Raw genomic sequence first — 17,941 nt, forward strand, 5'->3', positions numbered from 1 at the left:
CTGGCGCCGAGATCAACCTCGCCGACAATGTGAATGTTGCGCCGTCATCGTTGGCGGTTCAGTTGTCTCGGGGTCCTCGCGGGTTCGGCATCGGACAGGTCGAAACAGATTCGGCAACTGACGAACTCGTCTTCAAACTTGACGATGAACTCGCGACTGAAGTTGGACGCGCAGTGATTCCCGAGGCTGAGGTGACAGATGCCACGGTGGCCGATCTGGTCGCCACCGGCGCTGCGACGAAGGCATTTCTGGACGACACCTACGCCCCACTTACCTTCGTGGATGTGGAGGCATTCCGGAATGTCGGAAGTACTGACGCGTCGGATGATGTGTGCATCCAGAAGGCGATCACCTTTGCGAAAACCCTCGGAATCGGACGCGTACGACTCACTAAAAGCTCGTACACATGCCGCAAGCAAATCAACTTCGCTGGCGTTTACGGCCTAGTCTTCGAGGGACTAGGTCGCGAGCAGACCACTGTCACCTTCACGGGAACCTTGGCGGACAACTCCGTCATGCTCGGCGCCGGGTTCACCTGCACCGGATCCGGCGGTGGGTGTGGAGACATTACGTTCCGATCCTTCACTGTGCAGGGCACTCTCGTTGATGACACAAATGGCATCCCGCGGCGATCACGAACCAAGTCTGGCGGCGGTGGGGTCGCTCAACCCTTCTCATTCAAGGGAGATCTGCAACCGACCGCAACAGGGGACGTAGACCCGTCGCTCTATCCGATCTCGAATATCCGCATCGACGACGTGACGATCAAGAACGCCAACCAATCGTGGCTACTGTCGGGAATTCGTGGGGATGCAACGGTCACAAATACGTTGTGCGTCAACACGATGGACCCCTCGTGGATCTTTTGTGAACATGCGGTCGCACACAACCTCCGCACGATCAACGGACACGACAACGGGTTCTCTTTCAGTCGCGGAAACAAGTCCGTCACTGCATCCAACCTGTATGCCGAAAACTGTGCAGCGTACGGGATTTGGCTAGGTGGTTTCATCGTTAATGGCAACGCGAACGACTATGGCCCAACTTGCCTGAACATCACAAATATCTCCGCGACGAACTGTGCCATCGGTGGGGTCTACCTGGACGACGCACCGAGGAATGGCAAGGTCACAGGCATCTTTGTCAAGGGAATCCTGCGCGGCACGGTCTCAGGCGATTTCGGAGACTCCAGCGCTGGGACGGGAATACGCATCGGCGGCTCGCCTTCCAATGATCTTCCCAACCAGACTGCCGTCGCCACCAATTTGGAGATCAGCGAGTTTATGCTGATCGACTGCGCCAAGGGTGGAATTGTCGTCTCGGGCGCACAGGATGTCTCAGTCCGAAACGGAATGATTGTCAATCCGGGTTCCCTGAACGATTATGCGGGGACGCTAATTTCGTCTACATCCACTGCCGAGAATTTCGGCATCGCCGCTAAGCCGGGTAGCACGAGTAAGATCACGCGCTTCTCAGCTACTAACGTCACAGTAGTCGATACTCGAACCACGCCCTTGGCCAATTATGCGATCTACCTCACCGGCAGTGCCGACCCGACGTGGAGCAATGTCCGAGGCGTCAACACGCGCCAAGCTGTATCGAATTCATCGTCGATCTACACCGAGCATGCGGGCGGGTCGAACTACTTGAGTTCGATCCGTGCGGTTGGCGGCGTGATCGCCGGCGGCAGTACATCGTCCGGAAACGCTCCGGGATTCGACATGAACGGTGCGCCAGGATCGCGCAGGCGGATGAAATGGCAAACCGCTGCTGTGGATCGCTGGGGCCTTGAGGTCGACGGAATCGTTGAGAGTGGCTCAAATGCCGGCTCGGGCTGGGCGCTTCGCGCATACAGTGATGCGGGTGCGCTGCTCTATGAACCCCTTACCGCTAAGCGATCTACAGGGACGGTGGCGCTTCGGCCAGTTGCAACAGGTGCCCGCCCGGCAGCGAACGCAGCAGGTGTGGGCGCCATGCTGTATGACAGCACGCTGGGTAAGCCGATCTTTTCGGACGGGTCAGTATGGCGCGACGCGCTGGGTACCGCAGTCTAGGCAGATTGGCTTTGCCGTATGCCCGCGTCGAGCGAAGAGTAAGCCTGAGTTTTACTCTTCGCTCGACGATGCTCCGTGATACACCAGCACGCCAGCACCGCCGAGGTCGCAAAAAGTATTGGTCGGTTGTAGCCCCACGGCGAAAAAACTACATCCCAAAGGCCCTGTATCGACACGAGGATCACCAGCGCGGCGTATTGCCCTCGTGCTCGGATGGCTGCAGCGGAGAATAGGCAGATCAGCAAGGCTGGGAATCCGGCGGCCAAAATTCCACCAGCGGCCCACGATTCAAAGAACACTGAATGCAGCGACACCTGGCCCCCGTCCCGGATCCAGATCTTTCGGTACGAATCGGGGTTCGTCATTCCCAAGTCTTTGGCGATTTGGACTCCTGACGCTTCGGTGGCGCGGTCGATCTTGTTGAGGTTGCCCCATCCCATCAGCGGCTTCTCTGAGATGGCTGCGATTGAGAATGGCGGCTCGACCCGACCGGCGAGGAAGGCTGGTGCATCGGAAACCTGTTCTTGAGCAATGGTCCGAGATTGTACGTCAGCGCCGAAGGTGCCAGACGAAATAGCATTCGGCAGAAGTACAGCCAGAGCGTAGATGCCGACGAGTGCGACCCCAACCTTCGCCCATCTAGGCCGGCTTGACGAACCCTTCGCCATCAACAGGACCATAGAAATCAGGCAGACGAGTGCGTGAGACCGGAACCCCAGAGACATGCTGGTGACACCCAGGGCCGCGAGCAGTGTGGCCGACAGCCATGTTTTGCCTGCCGACACCGCCATGTAAATCAGAACTATCGTCACGGGTGTAGCGATCCCGTACTTCCATAGGTGTTCGAATGTGTCTGATGTATTGCTAGTGCCGATCAAGATGAAAAACAGGGTGTGGCCGGCAGCGGTCCAGGCGATCAATTGTCCTGCGTCTCGTTCGCCAGCCGTCAACTTCACCGCCGATGATGTGAACAGTGCCGCGGCGAGTAGCGATGCGACGGCTGTTACGGGAAGTGGCACCCCTTGAACGAAAGCGCTGACGGCGATCATGGATGCAGCCCCGATGGCCGCCCCAATGAGCGCCTTACTCCATCGAGGCCATCCATTCAGCGGCTTGATTGGGATCAGAAATATCCCAGGCACTGAAGCTGCGCAGAACGCGGAGCGAAACCACGGCATGGGCACTGCTGCGAGCAGGCCGAAGACTCGTCGGTAGTTGTCGTATGGCGTCGACTTGACTCGAGACGCTCGCCTGAATGACCACGGCATGACGATTGCACCGACTGCTGCGATGGCGGTTCCGATGAAGATCACGAGGATCGCGGTGTCCACTGTTTCAGGATCAAGCATCGACACGGTCCTGCGTTAGGTCAGCCATCGTTTCATTGTCCGGTGAGCTGGCCTGCCTGCCTATGGATCTTGGTTCGCGGATCGTACGACGAAGGTCCCTCCATTACTCGCGGCAACTAGAACAAAGCCCCCAACCTCATCGCGAGGTTGGGGGCTTTTCGTCGTCTCTAGGGGACTCTACGTACTGGCACCTCTAGCGAGGCGGGAGCAGGATTGCCGACGTTCCTAGGGGCGCATACTGCGGAAGGTATGAGAGTTTAGATCCGGGATCTGAGACATCCAGCAGAACCCAGCCCTCATACGTGCTTGACGCCTGAAATGGACTGCCGAAATCGTCCCTGCCTTCAAGGCAGTTGTATTCATTTGAGTCTGCACTCTTGGTGATGCCGGCAGGTGTGATCTCGGAGAAATCTCGCCCTGTTGTGCGCATGAATTTGTACTCATCATGGCTCGGGGTGGTTGAAACCTGCATCTTCACGGCGACGAACATGCCCTTGGGATCAGTGATCGGGCCGTAGCGTTTTGTGCACTTGGGGTCGTTCTCGATTTCAAGGAACGTGACGGTGCCCAACTTCTCGCCACCCGCTGCCGTCACGTCGACAGGCGTGCCGAAGCTCGACTGCAGTGGACCACTGGTTACTGGTTCGCCAGTTGCTACAGGGGCACCTCCCGAAGAGGAACTGCAGGCCGAAACCAATAGCGCTCCAGCAAGGATTGAGGCGGCAAGAATCTTCTTCATCAGCAATGCATACCAGACCGGTCGGACGAAATCTCCCTGGTCAGAGGATTTGGAATCACTTCGAAACGCTCCGATCAAATTGGGCAACTGTGGCACGTTTGTGGCACGAACGAGGGAATGAAAAAGCCTGACCAAGCATATTGCCTGGTCAGGCTATGTGCCCCCAGTAGGACTCGAACCTACGACCTGCGGATTAAAAGTCCGTAGCTCTACCAACTGAGCTATAGGGGCGCGGCGCAGAGTCTAACGGGACCGCAGAGTCCGTGAAAACACCACCCCCACCAGAAGGGCGATTCCGATGACGGCGATGGTCCCGCCCGTGCGATGCAGACCCGCGTCGTCGATGGTTCCGCGCATGGTCAGCTCGATGACGACGGCCGCAAGGTTGGCGCCGATGTACTGGATTGTTCGGTACAGACCGATCGCAGTTCCGACGTCGGCGGAGGTGGTCACCGAGTTGATCAGGTTCTGGTTTCCCATGTTGTTGAAGCCGTTGGGAATGCCCAGGATCGCCGCAATCAGCAGGAGTGCCACAAGGGGAGTCGAACTCGATTCGACAAAGGCGATCAGAATCCCGCCGACAGCCAACGCGGCGGTGCCGATCAGGAGGGTGATCCGTGCGCCGAATTTCCCGTACACCCTGGACGCGGACATGGTCGCGAAGATCCCGACCGCAGCGACGGGCAGCATGAAGAGCCCGGCGCTGATCGGTGACATTCCGCGGGCTACCTGTAGCCACTGGGGGAGTCCGAAGAAGATGCAGTAGAACGCTGTGTAAGTCAGCAGGGTCCGGCCGAGAGTCATGCTCAGTGCGCGGTTTCGGACGACGGCGCGGACGTCGATGAACGCCGAGGCCGTTCGACGTTCCCACCAGACGAACAGGAACGCGAAGAGGGCCGTCGACGGGACGAGGTACCACTTCGCGTGCTCGGCGAGAGAGAGGAGAAAGAGCATCGTCGATGTCGTCAGAGCCAGAAACAGGGTGATACCGAGTGGGTCGAGAGACTTGAACAACGCAGCGGCGCCGGCCCGGTCGGGCAGGGCGGAGTCGCTAGGGGCGGCGAAGAAGACCCATACGGCAGTGACGACGACAAGTGGGAGGTTCACCCACATGATCGATTGCCAACCGAGTGTGCCGACCAACAACCCGCCGAGAGTGGGCCCCAGCGCGACGACCGATTGAGCGCAAATGGTGAGTGTTGCTATAGCTGAACGGGTTTGAGTCCGGTGGCGGTCAGCGTATTCGCGGATGACGGTCATTGCGTTCGGATACTGTGTCGCCGTGCCGATTCCGAGCAGGATTCGTGCGGCGATCAGCCAGCCCAGCGACGGGGCGAGCGAGCCGAGGATCGATCCGGCAGCGATCAGGCCCAATCCGGCGAGGTAGACGCGTTTGGCGCCGAGGATCGATCCGAGTCGACCAGCCGCCGGCGCCGTGACCGCAGTCGCGATGTAGAGGGCCGAGATGACCCACGCTGTGCCTGAACTGGAACCGAAGTATGTGGCGATCGGGACGATTGCCACGGCAATCATCGACGAGTTCAGCGCTTGAAGAACGGTTCCGGAGCCGAGAGCAAGACTCAGTTTCAGTGGAACGGGAGTTTGGGGGGTCGGCGTTTCGACGACGGTGGTCACGAGTTCATCAGTGACTCCTCTGATATCGATGTCGATGCTGGGGACTCGCCCTGGCCTAGTCTGCGCAGGATTCGGCCGGCGATCAGAAGCAAGTCACGCTCGGCTTCGGTGCACTCGGCGTCGATGACCTCGGCCAGCCACTCTGTTCGTTTCGTTCGGTCTTCGTGAAGGGTCGATGTGCCGAGTTCGGTCATCGTGACCAAGACCGCGCGGCCGTCCGATGGATCCGCCCTTCGCGTCACCATGCCCTGTTCTTCGAGCGCGGCCACGGTCTTGGCGATTGATTGCGGTGTGACGCGCTCGAATTTTGCCAACTCTTTGGCGGTCGACGGACCTTGTCGGTCGAGGTGGCCGAGGGCCTGGATCTGGCTCGGCGTGAGCTTGTGGTCGTTGCGTTTGGTGCGTAGACGTCGGACGAAGGCACCCAGATCGTCCCAAAGTACGTCGATCTCGTCTCGAGCCTTGCTGCGACCCTCTCCAACATTCATTTAGACAGTCTAACTGTGTTGTTTCGATGCTGCCAGTACGGTTTCGACGGAAAAGGGGGAATAAACAATTGCACTAGTTGTTTAAAACCTTGGGACTGCTGTCCATCGGTCGGCGAAGCAGTTCCGTCTGCGAGGTCGAATTATCAGAATCTCGGGCACGAAAAAGCTCGGATGCGCACCCCCTGCGGCGCACCCGAGCGGCCAAAACCATACCACTTGGTGTCTTTTGGGCATAAAGTCGGTTCTTGTCCCCTGAACAGCCGATTGCGTCTAGTACTTTTGGCGGGTATGGCTCTAGTCCTTACGTAGGGTGTGTTGGAGGGGATATTGTGAAGTTTCGGGGGATGACAGGCGCCGATCACGGCGGCTCTGCGTACCAACTCTGCGAGAGGCACAACACCGTAAATGGCACGTCAACAAGAGCGTGCGCGGCGTACCCGCGCCGCCCTGGTCGAAGCGGCTGCAGTCGAATTCGCCAAGCGCGGCTATGCAGCTGCGTCGGTGAACACGATCCTCGAGGGCTCCCGCGCCACCAAAGGCGCCATGTATTTCCATTTCCAGTCCAAGGAAGAGTTGGCGCGAGCGGTTCTGACCTCGGCTATCGAAACCTTCACTGGAATTACTGATCGTTGGGCCAAGAGAACAGACCTCGATCCATTCGTCGCTTTGCACGGTCTCGTGCTCGACATTGCCGAGGTCTTCCGTGCCGAGGTGATCGTGCAGGCGGAATTCCGGCTGATCATCGAGCCCGAGTTCTACAAGGATGTGCAGTCCGGTGGTGGGCAGGTCTGGGGAAAGACCGCCTATGAGTTGGCATTGCGTGCCAAGGACGACGGTTTGCTCCGAGAAGACGCCGACCCGGACAAATTCACGCGTGTACTGGCAGCGAGCCTTGCCGGCCAGCGGTACATGGCAGACCTGATTGCCTCCAGTGGAGATCTGGGCGAGTGGTTCGAGGAGTCTCTCGAAGTAGTCCTCGAAGCCATGGCTACGCCGCAGTGGTTGGAGACGTTCCATCGTGACGGGTGGCCCCAAGTCGAGTTCCCTGACACTGAATAGTGCACTTTTCTGCCCGTGAGCAGGCGATTTGTGATTTCCGAATGCCGTGCCATAAGCTATCCAAGCTCCCAACGGAACGCCGTTGGGGTACTAGTTCGGAGAGATCCGGCGGGCCCCCTTCGTCTAGCGGCCTAGGACGCCGCCCTTTCAAGGCGGTAGCGCGGGTTCGAATCCCGTAGGGGGTACGTTTTGCGAAAGCGAAACGATGCAGTATGGTTTGACCCGCACGACACGCTTTGAGATGCACAAATGCCAGGCCAGGACAGTGGTTTGGGAGCGGCTCGAAGATGTAGTACGGTTTCACAGCAAGGAAAAAGCAAGGCCCTGTGGCGCAGTTGGTTAGCGCGCCGCCCTGTCACGGCGGAGGTCGCGGGTTCGAGTCCCGTCAGGGTCGCAAAGCTTTGTTCTCAATCAATCGGTTGAGAACAAAGCAATGCGATAGGCATTCGGTTCGGGTGCCGTCCGGCCAGGTAGCTCAGTTGGTACGAGCGTCCGCCTGAAAAGCGGAAGGTCGCCGGTTCGATCCCGGCCCTGGCCACCATAATTCTTATCGACAAGCTCCAATCTCATGTTCTTCGAACATAAGGTTGGAGCTTTTTCGTATTCGGATGTCAGTCGCCATAAACCGCTCGGCTCGATCATCTGAGTTATACGCATCCTTTGTCTCCGTGAATGATTCCGGTGACCGGGAACGTGCTGCGCGTCACTCCGTCAAGAACCTCACTATTAGCCGATTGCGGCCGATCCGTGGCTGCGTCTACTGAAAGTGAGGTGGAATCTCCGTGTCGCACTCGAGATCTTGGCGCATCGGGAAAGTCAGCCGGGTCGCCGTCGCATTGTTCGGCACCGGGGTTCTATTGGTGGGCTGCGCGAGCAACGGTGACGACAGCGGGACCGATACGACGACCGCGTCGGCGGACGTCGTGACCGGCATGGTCAACGAGCAGCCCGATCCGGGAACTGCGGTGGCCGGCGGGACCATGACGTACGGCGTACAGGTGCTCGTTCCCTCACTCGACCCGACGAAGACGGCCGCGCGCGGCGGTTCCGGCGGTGAGGCCTTCGCTGCTGTGTACGACGTCCTGATGAGTTACGACACTGCGAGCGGCGAGTTCGAGCCCAAGTTGGCTCAATCGCTCGAGACAGCTGACGACGGAGCCACCTGGACGCTGAAACTTCGCGACGGTGTGAAGTTCAGTGACGGCACCACCCTCGACGCCAACGCCGTGATCGCGAGCATCGATCGGTACAACGCGGGCAAGGGCAATGGCGCCGAACTGTGGCTGGCTTCGGTGGAATCGGCGCAGGCAAGCGGTCCGACGACAGTGGAATTCAAGCTGAAGACGCCGTGGATGCGTTTTCCGTCGATGCTCGCTCTCGGGCACGGGATGATCGTCGCCCCGAGTTCGCAGCAGGGCGACAAGTTCACCGCCGTCGGAGCCGGACCCTTCACCGAAGATGTCTTCACACCGAGCGTCGAGCGAATCTTCAAGGCCAACCCGTCCTACTACGGCGGCGCCCCCAAGCTGGACAAGTTGCGGATGGTTGCGCTCAACGGTCCGCAGGCCAATCTCGAATCATTGAACAGCGGTCAGCTCGATGTCGCCTACATTCGCGGCCTCACGTCGGCGATCAATTCCGCCAAGTCCGCTGGCTACCCCGGCTACATCGACGTGCTCAATGCCGGTAGTGCCGAGATTATCAACAACCGTGAGGGCCGACCGGGCTCGGATGTTCGCGTCCGTCAGGCTATCGGCTACGCGCTCGACACCACGTTGATCGATCAGCGAGTGGAAAACGGTGAGGGACTGCCGGGCTCGGAGTTGTTCGGTCCGACGTCTCAATGGCATGTAGACACACCGGGTATTGCCTACGACCCCGAAAAGTCGAAGGAACTTTTGAATCAGGCGAAGGCAGACGGGTACGACGGCAGCCTCGACTACGTCGTTCTCAGTGAGCCGAAGGACCACGCGATCGGCCTCGCCGTGCAGTCACTGTTGCAGGCCGTCGGGTTCGAGGTGAACTTGATCTTGGCCAACAACGCCGGCGACATCGTGCAGAACGTCTACGTCAAGCACGATTTCGACCTCGCGCACGCGGGCATCGGAATGTACGAGTCGATTCTCGATCTCGGATTGTTCTCCACGACCAACAGCACCTCGATGGCGAATACTGCTGGATATGCGAACCCGGCGATGGATCAGCTGATCGCAGATCTACAACAAGCCAAGGATAATTCGTCGACCCTGGCGATCATCGGCAAGATTCAGACGCTGTGGAACGAGACGGTTCCGTCGGCGCCGATCGGCGGGCTGACGTCGTTCTGGGCTTGGCAGAAGAACGTGCACGGTGTGGTTCCGACTGCAACCGGCATCATGCTGTTCGATCAGGCATGGATGGGCGCGAAGTAGCGTTCCAGCGCACACCGAGAGCCCCGTCCGACGCGAGTCGGGCGGGGCTCTTTCGTGTCTACGTCGGCTAGCGTTGCGCAACCCTTTCGATCAGGATGATTGTATTGAAATATGTTGTAGGTCAATATGATTCGACAAGCGTGATTTGACTTGCCCAGCGTGGCCCGCATAGATTGCATCCACCATCCAGAGTGGCTGAGAGACCTGGCTCGATGATGCCGCAGCAACCCGCTACCTAACCGCAGTGTGGGTGCTACCGCCAGGACCGATGGAGGACACATGACTGTATTTGCCGTGGGTATCGAACTGGACGGCGAGGGCACTCACCCCGCTGCCTGGCGCCGAAGCTCACACCGCCCGGACCAGCTGCTCACGGGCAAAGCCGTGCGCGATCGCGTCGCGGCTGCCGAGAATGCCGGCTTCACGTTCGCGACGTTCGACGATTCCATCCTCCCCCCGAGTGGTGACGTCGTCGGCCGCATCGATGCCGTCTCGAGGGCGTCGTACGTGGCGGCGACAACCAGCACGATCGGGCTGGTCCCCGTCGTCGGGACCACGTACGCCGAACCGTTTCATACGTCCTCGCAATTGGCGACGTTGGACTACTCCTCGCGTGGGCGTGGCGGCTGGCTTGCTGTTCCGGTCGAAGACGATGCCGCGGCGAGGGCGTGGGGGAGGGCTCCGGTAACAACGGAGTCGGCGCGTCAGCAAGAGCAGCGGGATTCGGTCACCGTTGTGACCGATCTCTGGGACTCGTGGGAGGACGACGCCGTCGTTCGTGACTATCTCAGTGGGCGTTTCCTCGAACGTGATCGTCTGCATTACGTCAATTTCGAGGGCGACACGTTCTCGGTGAAGGGGCCGGCAATCGTTCCGCGGCCGCCTCAAGGCCAGTTGGTGGTGTTCGGCCGCTACGGCGAAATCGATCCACGCCAGCCGGATGTTGTTCTCGTTTCCGGTGATTCGGTGGAGACCATTGCACAGTCGGCTGCCAAGGCGCGCGATGAGGGCGCGTCATTGGTGGTCGCCGAGGTCGATGTGGCATTCGATACGCCGAATCTGTCTGCGGCGCAGCGGAGGACCGAGCTGAACTCGTACGGGAATGCCGTCGTCACCGGCCGACTGCTCCTGGCTGCAGATCCGGGGGAAGCGGCCGTGGTTCTGAAGGAATTGGCCGGACACCTCGACGGTGTTCATTTTCACCCTCTCGTGATCGACGAGGACCTTCCGGTGCTGGCCAAATTCGTGCTTCCGGCGCTGTCCAAGGCCGGGTTGACGCGACGCCCGGTTCCGGGATCGACTCTGAGGGGCAACCTCGGCCTGCAGCGGCCCGCAAATCGATTCGTCCACTCCTCCTGACTTGACTTCGCGCTAAGGACATTTCGGCTATGACTGCATCACGCTCCGCCGTACCTCGACCCGACGCTCACGTTCACTTCGGCGTCTTCTTCCAGGGGGTCAACCACACCACCATCTGGTCCGATTCCTCGAGCGGATCCCAGATCGACTTCGAGACGTTTCGGCGCTTGGTACTCACCGCCGAGCGAGGTCTGTTCGACGCCTTCTTCCTCGGTGAGGGCCTTCGCCTTCGCGAGCAGAACGGCAAGATTCTCGATCTGGATATCGCCGGCCGCCCCGACGCCATTGCGCAGTTGGCCGCCCTCGCCGGTATCACCGACAAGATCGGGCTGGTCGCGACACAGAACACCACGTACAACGAACCGGCCGACCTCGCCCGTCGACTCTCCGGCCTCGATCTACTTTCCGACGGACGGGCCGGCTGGAACGCGGTCACCACCGACAACGCTTGGACGGGAGAGAATTTCCGTCGCGGTGGTTTCCTCGACCACGCCCTGCGTTACGAGCGTGCCGGGCAGTTCATCGAAACTGCACGGGCACTGTGGGATTCGTGGGCCGACGACGCGATCTCGGACTCTCGCACGTCCGAGAACTGGTCGACTCCGGGAGCCGTGAGCGACGTACGCCGCCAGACTTCGCAGTTCGACATCTCCGTGACGCCGACGCTTCCCCGCAGCAGACAGGGACATCCGGTCATCTTTCAAGCGGGCGATTCGCCGACTGGACGCGATTTCGCGGCGACGCACGCCGACGTCATCTTCTCGCGACACGGGACGCATTTCGACGGCGCACTCGACTTCGCCGACGACATTCGGGCTCGGTTGCGTAGCGTCGGGCGACCGGAGGACGACGTCAAGATCCTGCCCAGCACGCAGATCGTGTTGGCGGAGAACGAGTCCGAGGTCGAAGAGAAGGCGCGGTGGGTCCTCGAAGGTCAGTTCACCGGCCAAACCGCACTGTCCCTCGTCGGATTGGTGTGGGGGAAGGACCTTTCCGACCGAGACCCGGACGGTCCATTACCGGAGGAAGATCCGGTTGCCCGCCCGGTGTCCGAGACGCGCGGTTCCGCACGAGACGGCAACGACCCCATTGCGATCGCACGTGAATGGCGGGCTCTCGCCGAGGCAAAGAATCTGTCCCTACGTCAGGTCGCCATCGAGACCTCGCAGCGTTCGGGTTTTGCGGGCACTCCGGGGCAGGTCGCAGATCAGTTGGTCCATTGGGTGCGCAACGGAGCTTCGGACGGCTTCAACATCTCGCCGTACCTGGTGCCGACCGGCCTCGACGAGATCGTGGACTGGTTGATCCCGGAACTGCAGGAGCGTGGGGCGTACCGCACCGAGTACTCCACGTCGACGCTGCGAGAGCACTTGGGGTTGCGACCGCCGCTCACGCGTCGGGCCGCGTCTGAAGCTGCGGGGTAACGGGTCCTGTCCCACACGGTCACAGCGGCGGCCGAATCCACCAAGCTCGATTCGGCCGTCCGCTGGGAGATCATCGTCTGCGTAGCCGCGGGGTTCACCACTCTTCTCGATTCGGCGGTGCTCGGAATCGGGGTTCCGTCGATCCGGGCGTCGCTGGGCGCGTCGACCTCCGAGGTGCAGTGGATCCTTGCGAGCTATTCGCTGACTTTCGGCTTGGCCCTTGTGCCGGCGGGCCGACTCGGTGACGTCGTCGGGCGTCGACGCTTGTTCTTGGCGGGGCTGAGCATTTTCGCTGTGATGGGAATCCTCGGGGCATGTGCGTCGGATCCGTCGATGATCGTGTTGGCTCGTCTTGGGCAAGGGATCGGCTCAGGCACCATCAGTTCGCAGGTGCTCGGCATCATCACCGACCGGGTGTCCGGAAAGGCTCGGGCGAAGGCGTTGGGCGCGTACAGCACCGCGGGTGGTCTGGCCGGCGTTTCCGGACCGATCCTCGGTGGCGTTCTGCTGAAGTATTCTGACGCCGACTTCGGATGGCGGTTGCTTCTCGTTCTCAACGTGCCGTTTGCTCTGATCACACTGATTCTGGCGTTTCGCTTTCTGCGCCGTGATCGAACTACCCGATCGGGCACATCGATCGATCCGGTTGGGCTGTGTCTGCTGGCGACTACGACCGGGCTCCTGTTGTGGCCCATCGTGACCCGAACCAGTGTCACTGTGGCTGCGGCTTTCCTGATCGGTGCGTTCGGCGCTGCCGTTGCCTTCTGGTTCTGGGAACGTCGGTACGCCGAGCGCGGCGGGACGCCGGTACTGCTTCCGTCGTTGATCGCCTCGAGGGGCTTCCGGTTGGGTACAACGGTTGCACTCTTCTGGTTCGGATCCATCCTCGCCGTCAACGCGGTGCTCAGCCTCTATCTGATCGAGGGTTTGGGCTTCGCCCCGCTGAGTGCGGCGTTGATCATGACCGGTAGCTCACTCGCGATGGCATTGACGTCGGCTTTCGGATGGCGGCTGGTTGCCAGGTTCGGCCGAAGTGCGGTGGTTTTTGCCATCGTCGGCGAGATCCTTGTCATCCTCGGCTACATCGCAGCGGTCAATCTGATTCCGCGGGAACATCTGATCCCGGTGCTGGTGGTCCTGGCGGTGTTGTCGGGAGTTGCCAGCGGTTTGGTCGACGCGCCCAATCGGGTGCTGACTCTCGAATATGCACCGCCGGGCGCGAACGGTGTTGCGGCGGGTTTCCTTCAACTGTCTCAGCGCCTGTCAGCGACCATCTCGCTGGCCGCGGTATCGGGGTTGTATCTCGGTGTGCTCGGATCGTCGCCCGACGGATACGGACGTGCGTTCGGGATCGCGCTTGCCGTCTGCGTGGTCATGTTGACGCTCTCGTTGGCGGGAGCGGTGGCAGACCGACGCCGGCGAAGGACGTGACCTGGTATTTCGTGGGTCTACATGGACCTCGGGAGGCCGAGCCCGTGTGACTCATGGGACTTGTGTTACCCATGGGTTAGGAGTCGTGGGACGATACTTGTGTGGTGACCGGTCGCAGTGAAGACAAGCCCAACGGTCGCGGGAGTGGAGAGCCAGTTAACTCACCCCGTGGAGCGTCGGACAAACGTGACCGCACATCGACACCCTTCCGCGCTCGAACGGCGATGTGGACGAATCGGCCACTGTTCGATTTCCATATGATCGTCGGTCTGGTCGTGCTGATCGTCGCGTTCGGACTGCTGATGGTGCTGTCGTCTTCGGGCGTCGAATCCTATGTTCTGTCCGGGACGTCCTACGCCCGCTTCTGGCCGCAGTGCATGTTCGCAGCGATCGGTTTGGTGATGTTCGTGGCAGTCGTGCGGTTGCCGACCGAAACGATGCGTAGAGCGTCCCCGTGGCTGCTGATCCTGTGTCTTGTTCTGCTTGTCCTGGTGCTGATTCCAGGTATCGGCTCGGAACAAATGGGTGCTCGCAGCTGGTTCGTGATCGCGGGCATTTCCTTCCAGCCGTCGGAGCTGGCCAAACTTGCTCTGGCGATCTGGTCCGCAGCGACGGTTGCGTCGTTCATGAAGGCGCGGATGGACGTCAACCGCGCGCTGCCGGTGATCGGCGGTACGACGCTGCTGGTTCTGGTTCTGGTGGTGTTGGAGAAGGACCTCGGAACCACCATCACCATCGGCATCATCTTCATGTCGGTGCTGTGGTTCGGGCTGTTCCGGATGAAGACGTTCATCAGCCTCACGCTCGGTTCCGCAGTCGCATTTCTCGTGCTCGGGCTTACTGCTGGTTACCGCTCGGATCGCATCAAGGCTTTCCTCAATCCTGATCTCGACCCGCAAGGCTTGAACTTCCAGAGCACTCAGGCCAAGTACGCATTGGCTAACGGCGGCATCTTCGGTCGCGGTCTGGGGCAGTCCGACGCCAAATGGAGCTATCTCCCGCAGGCGCACAACGACTTCATTTTTGCCGTGATCGGTGAAGAGTTGGGTCTGGTCGGCGCGCTGATCGTCGTCGCTCTCTTTGCCGCGGTTCTGATCGTCGGGCTGCGGATCGCGAAACGGTCCACTGATCCGTTCCTCAAAGTCATGACAGCGACGGCAACGACGTTGATCGTCGTGCAGGCGTTCATCAACATCGCCTACGTCGTCGGCCTGATTCCGGTGACCGGTCTGCAACTACCGCTCATCTCGGCGGGCGGAACGTCGATGATCACCACCCTGCTGATGTTCGGGCTCATCGCGCACGCAGCCTTCCGTGAGCCCGAGGCTGTCGCCTCGGCCGAGAGCAGCGGTCGCGGCTGGATTCCTCTGGTCTTCGGCAAGCCTCGGTTCGGCATTGCCAAGAAGCCACAGACCGATCGACGGAGGCCGCCAGCTCGCCGCGCCCAGCCTGCTCCAACTGGGCAACGCCGACCGGAACGACGGGCACCACAACCCGACAGACGCCGGGCTCCAGCTCCGGGCCGACGCGCACCCTCTCGCGACTGGTCGGAAGATCCACGTAGACGCGGCCGATCCGATCGGCCGCGGCGCGCTTCCTGATCTGGGCCAGTTCCACTGGCGGGCAGTTCGGAAGCGGGCAGTCATGCACCCGACAATTGCGTTGGGCGGCTACATTGGGAGTCGGCAAAACGACGTCTAATAAGGGTTGTGGACATGGCAGGTGGCGACAAGGCAGACCAGTCGGTGGTCGAACGTAGCTCGGTGACCGGACGTCGTACGACGCCGTCGCAGCGAGCGCGTTTTCGCCGGATTGTCGACGCCGCAATGGAATCCGCCTCCGAAGGCGGCTACGACGCGGTGCAGATGCGATCGGTGGCCGATCGCGCCGGCGTCGCGATCGGCACTGTTTACCGGTATTTCCCGTCCAAGAACCACATGCTTGTCGTCGCATTGTTGTGGATGTTCGAGGGTTTGCGTGACAGATTCCAAGACTTTGTAATCCCGGGCGAGACTCCGTCGGACCGGATTCTGTTTGTGCTGCGCAAGAATACGGAGGTCCTCGAGACCGATCACCTCCGTTACGAAGCGTTGGTTCGGGCGTACATGTTCGCGGACGCGTCGGCGACCCCGGAACTCAACGCGCTCGGTGGGGTCGTGACCGAGATGTTCGCGAAGGCGATCGGTGTCGAGGAAGTCTCGCAGCAGCAGTTGGACGCGGTGAAGGTGATCGACGACGTCTGGATGTCGAGTCTCGTCTCGTGGGTTGCGGGCCGGATGACGACGGACGAGGTGATGGCGCACCTGGAACTTGCCGTGCGACTGGTCTTTCGCAAGTTGGGCGGATAGCGCTCAGACGGTGTAGCCACCGTCGACGTTGAGCTTCTGACCGCTGATGAATCCGGCCGCGTCGCTTGCGAGGAAACATACTGCTTCGGCGATGTCGGCAGCTGATCCGAAGCGCTTCAACGGGATTCGGCTCATCGTCACGTCGAGCGCGCCTTGGTCGAGTTCGGCGGAGCTGATCAGGCGCTCCGCCATTCCGTCCGTCAACATGCCTGGTCCTACAGCGTTGAACCGGACGCCGTAGCGTCCTTCCTCTGCGGCGAATCCGCGAACAAGTTGTTCGACAGCCCCTTTGGTGCCAGCGGAGAGTCCGTCGCGCACGGGAAAGCGATCCGTTGCCGCGGTTGTCACCGCCACCACCGAACCCGAGGATGCACGCAGCGCAGGCAGGGCGGTGTGGACGAGGGTGAAGAACGCCGCGGCCTCCTGGTTGAGTTGTTCGGTGAAGAACGCCGGCGTCACACGTGAGAGGTGCGTCATCGGGACGTGCGGTCCCGCAGCGTGGACGAGGGTCGTCAATGCGCCCAGATCACTGACCGCATCGTTGACGGCGGCGCTGATCGACAACTCGTCGGTCAAGTCGAGCGAGTACGAGTGGGCGCGCACACCATGCGCTCGAATCTGCTCGCTCAGTTGCTCGGCAGCGCCCTTGTTGTTTCGGTAGGTGAAGGCGACGTCGTGTCCGCGTTCGGCGAGGGTCAGGGCGATCGCCGACCCGATTCCACCGGTTCCGCCGCTGACAAAAGCGGTGCGTACTGCGCTCACAATGCCTCCAGGTGTCTGCCGATTCCAAACCTAACAAATGCTTGGTTGGGGTGCCAATCGGAATATATCAGTGCGCGAAGGACAGGCTCAGATTGCTATCGCAACCGGACTGATCGTCCTAATCTGTTGCCATGTCCGGAGACAGTGTGCAGTTGACCGACGGGGCGCCCGGTGGGGAATCGGAACCTCATGCACCGAGTTTGAACAATCGCCTGAACTGGCTGCGTGCAGGTGTTCTGGGTGCAAACGACGGAATCGTCTCGACCGCAGGCCTCGTGGTCGGTGTTGCGGCAGCCACAACCGAGCGCTCAGCAATCTTCACAGCGGGTTTTGCTGGTCTGGTTGCCGGCGCTGTGTCCATGGCGCTGGGTGAGTACGTCTCGGTCAGCGCTCAGCGAGACACCGAACGCGCACTCCTGCAGAAGGAGAAGAAGGAACTCCTCGAGACCCCGGAGGCTGAACTTCAGGAACTGACCGAGATCTACGAGAACAAGGGATTGAGTCCGGAGACGGCCCGCCGCGTCGCCGAAGAATTAACCGAGCACGACGCCTTCGCGGCGCACGTAGAAGTCGAATTGGGCATCGATCCAGACGATCTCACCAATCCTTGGCATGCAGCGATTTCGTCGGCAATCTCGTTCACGATCGGCGCGGCGATCCCGTTGGTCGCAATTCTGGTGCCGCCGACAGGCATCCGCGTCCCTATCGCATTTTTCGCGGTGCTGATCGCACTTGCGCTGACCGGGACGATCAGCGCGACGCTCGGCGGAGCTCGCAAGACCAGAGCGGTGCTACGCGTGGTGATCGGTGGCGCGCTGGCGATGGCCGTGACGTACGGAGTAGGTCAGTTGGTGGGCACGGGTCTCGCCTGACCCCTGCTGT

14 protein-coding genes, 4 tRNA genes and 1 riboswitch are annotated in these 17,941 nt (G+C 60.7%); of the genes, 12 read left to right on the top strand and 6 right to left on the bottom strand.

Features of this window, described 5'->3' with window-relative positions:
• Positions 1–29: 29 nt before the first annotated feature.
• Entirely contained in the window at positions 30–2,054 is a 2,025-nt protein-coding gene (locus M1L53_RS28575) for a hypothetical protein (protein WP_261949401.1), read from the top strand.
• Here M1L53_RS28575 and M1L53_RS28580 read toward each other — a convergent pair.
• From M1L53_RS28580 to M1L53_RS28600, 5 genes are all read right to left on the bottom strand, one after another.
• Positions 2,051–3,403, bottom strand: a complete 1,353-nt coding sequence (locus tag M1L53_RS28580; RefSeq protein ID WP_261949402.1) for a hypothetical protein — start codon at positions 3,401–3,403, stop codon at positions 2,051–2,053. The genes M1L53_RS28575 and M1L53_RS28580 overlap by 4 nt on opposite strands.
• A gap of 193 nt (positions 3,404–3,596) precedes the next feature.
• Positions 3,597–4,142, bottom strand: coding sequence for a hypothetical protein (locus M1L53_RS28585; protein WP_261949403.1), 546 nt, complete (start codon positions 4,140–4,142; stop codon positions 3,597–3,599).
• Between the two features lie 158 nt (positions 4,143–4,300).
• Positions 4,301–4,373: transfer RNA gene (locus M1L53_RS28590), tRNA-Lys, on the bottom strand.
• Positions 4,374–4,385: 12 nt separating this feature from the next.
• Entirely contained in the window at positions 4,386–5,777 is a 1,392-nt protein-coding gene (locus M1L53_RS28595; RefSeq protein ID WP_030535260.1) for an MFS transporter, read from the bottom strand.
• Positions 5,774–6,265, bottom strand: a complete 492-nt coding sequence (locus M1L53_RS28600) for a MarR family winged helix-turn-helix transcriptional regulator (RefSeq protein WP_007733882.1) — start codon at positions 6,263–6,265, stop codon at positions 5,774–5,776. Before M1L53_RS28600 ends, M1L53_RS28595 begins: the two co-directional genes overlap by 4 nt.
• Positions 6,266–6,670: 405 nt before the next feature.
• On the opposite strand from M1L53_RS28600, the gene M1L53_RS28605 reads away from it, so the two are divergent.
• The 10 genes from M1L53_RS28605 (at position 6,671) to M1L53_RS28650 (ending at position 16,297) form a co-directional block, all read left to right on the top strand.
• Positions 6,671–7,324 carry a TetR/AcrR family transcriptional regulator gene (locus M1L53_RS28605; RefSeq protein ID WP_003940323.1) on the top strand — a complete coding sequence of 218 codons (654 nt, stop codon included), beginning with the start codon at positions 6,671–6,673 and terminating at the stop codon, positions 7,322–7,324.
• 112 nt (positions 7,325–7,436) lie between these two features.
• Positions 7,437–7,509, top strand: a tRNA-Glu gene (locus tag M1L53_RS28610).
• Positions 7,510–7,644: 135 nt separating this feature from the next.
• Positions 7,645–7,718 (top strand) — tRNA-Asp (locus M1L53_RS28615).
• Positions 7,719–7,788: 70 nt separating this feature from the next.
• A tRNA-Phe gene (locus M1L53_RS28620) sits at positions 7,789–7,865 on the top strand.
• A 241-nt stretch (positions 7,866–8,106) separates the two neighbouring features.
• Positions 8,107–9,735 (top strand): ABC transporter substrate-binding protein, encoded by a 1,629-nt coding sequence (locus tag M1L53_RS28625; RefSeq protein WP_142006241.1) that lies wholly within the window; start codon positions 8,107–8,109, stop codon positions 9,733–9,735.
• Positions 9,736–9,914: 179 nt separating this feature from the next.
• Positions 9,915–10,010: riboswitch (SAM riboswitch) on the top strand.
• A 4-nt stretch (positions 10,011–10,014) separates the two neighbouring features.
• On the top strand, positions 10,015–11,094 hold the full coding sequence (locus tag M1L53_RS28630; RefSeq protein WP_054188926.1) for an LLM class flavin-dependent oxidoreductase: 1,080 nt from the start codon (positions 10,015–10,017) through the stop codon (positions 11,092–11,094).
• Between the two features lie 29 nt (positions 11,095–11,123).
• Complete coding sequence (locus tag M1L53_RS28635; protein WP_029256106.1) at positions 11,124–12,518, top strand: NtaA/DmoA family FMN-dependent monooxygenase; 1,395 nt, start codon at positions 11,124–11,126, stop codon at positions 12,516–12,518.
• Positions 12,519–12,587: 69 nt separating this feature from the next.
• Positions 12,588–13,949, top strand: a complete 1,362-nt coding sequence (locus M1L53_RS28640; protein WP_185744511.1) for an MFS transporter — start codon at positions 12,588–12,590, stop codon at positions 13,947–13,949.
• A gap of 257 nt (positions 13,950–14,206) precedes the next feature.
• Complete coding sequence (gene ftsW / locus M1L53_RS28645; protein ID WP_223304427.1) at positions 14,207–15,550, top strand: putative lipid II flippase FtsW; 1,344 nt, start codon at positions 14,207–14,209, stop codon at positions 15,548–15,550.
• A 114-nt stretch (positions 15,551–15,664) separates the two neighbouring features.
• On the top strand, positions 15,665–16,297 hold the full coding sequence (locus M1L53_RS28650) for a TetR family transcriptional regulator (RefSeq protein WP_007733896.1): 633 nt from the start codon (positions 15,665–15,667) through the stop codon (positions 16,295–16,297).
• A gap of 3 nt (positions 16,298–16,300) precedes the next feature.
• On the opposite strand, the gene M1L53_RS28655 is transcribed toward M1L53_RS28650, so the two are convergent.
• Positions 16,301–17,059: an SDR family NAD(P)-dependent oxidoreductase gene (locus M1L53_RS28655; protein WP_042451355.1), complete on the bottom strand. Its 759-nt coding sequence runs from the start codon at positions 17,057–17,059 to the stop codon at positions 16,301–16,303.
• 131 nt (positions 17,060–17,190) lie between these two features.
• Between M1L53_RS28655 and M1L53_RS28660 the strand changes: the two genes are divergently transcribed.
• Positions 17,191–17,931, top strand: a complete 741-nt coding sequence (locus M1L53_RS28660; RefSeq protein WP_007733901.1) for a VIT family protein — start codon at positions 17,191–17,193, stop codon at positions 17,929–17,931.
• Positions 17,932–17,941 lie beyond the last annotated feature (10 nt).

It is taken from the genome of Rhodococcus sp. T9N, from assembly GCF_024436645.1.
GTDB lineage: Bacteria > Actinomycetota > Actinomycetes > Mycobacteriales > Mycobacteriaceae > Rhodococcus_F > Rhodococcus_F qingshengii.

Excerpts from the sequence above, each read along its gene's own strand:
- M1L53_RS28585 (WP_261949403.1), bottom strand. The coding sequence starts at position 4,142 with ATGAAGAAGATTCTTGCCGCCTCAATCCTTGCTGGAGCGCTATTGGTT.
- M1L53_RS28605 (WP_003940323.1), top strand. The coding sequence starts at position 6,671 with ATGGCACGTCAACAAGAGCGTGCGCGGCGTACCCGCGCCGCCCTGGTC.
- ftsW (WP_223304427.1), top strand. The coding sequence starts at position 14,207 with ATGATCGTCGGTCTGGTCGTGCTGATCGTCGCGTTCGGACTGCTGATG.
- M1L53_RS28635 (WP_029256106.1), top strand. The coding sequence starts at position 11,124 with ATGACTGCATCACGCTCCGCCGTACCTCGACCCGACGCTCACGTTCAC.
- M1L53_RS28660 (WP_007733901.1), top strand. The coding sequence starts at position 17,191 with ATGTCCGGAGACAGTGTGCAGTTGACCGACGGGGCGCCCGGTGGGGAA.
- M1L53_RS28580 (WP_261949402.1), bottom strand. The coding sequence starts at position 3,403 with ATGCTTGATCCTGAAACAGTGGACACCGCGATCCTCGTGATCTTCATC.
- M1L53_RS28650 (WP_007733896.1), top strand. The coding sequence starts at position 15,665 with ATGGCAGGTGGCGACAAGGCAGACCAGTCGGTGGTCGAACGTAGCTCG.
- M1L53_RS28630 (WP_054188926.1), top strand. The coding sequence starts at position 10,015 with ATGACTGTATTTGCCGTGGGTATCGAACTGGACGGCGAGGGCACTCAC.
- M1L53_RS28600 (WP_007733882.1), bottom strand. The coding sequence starts at position 6,265 with ATGAATGTTGGAGAGGGTCGCAGCAAGGCTCGAGACGAGATCGACGTA.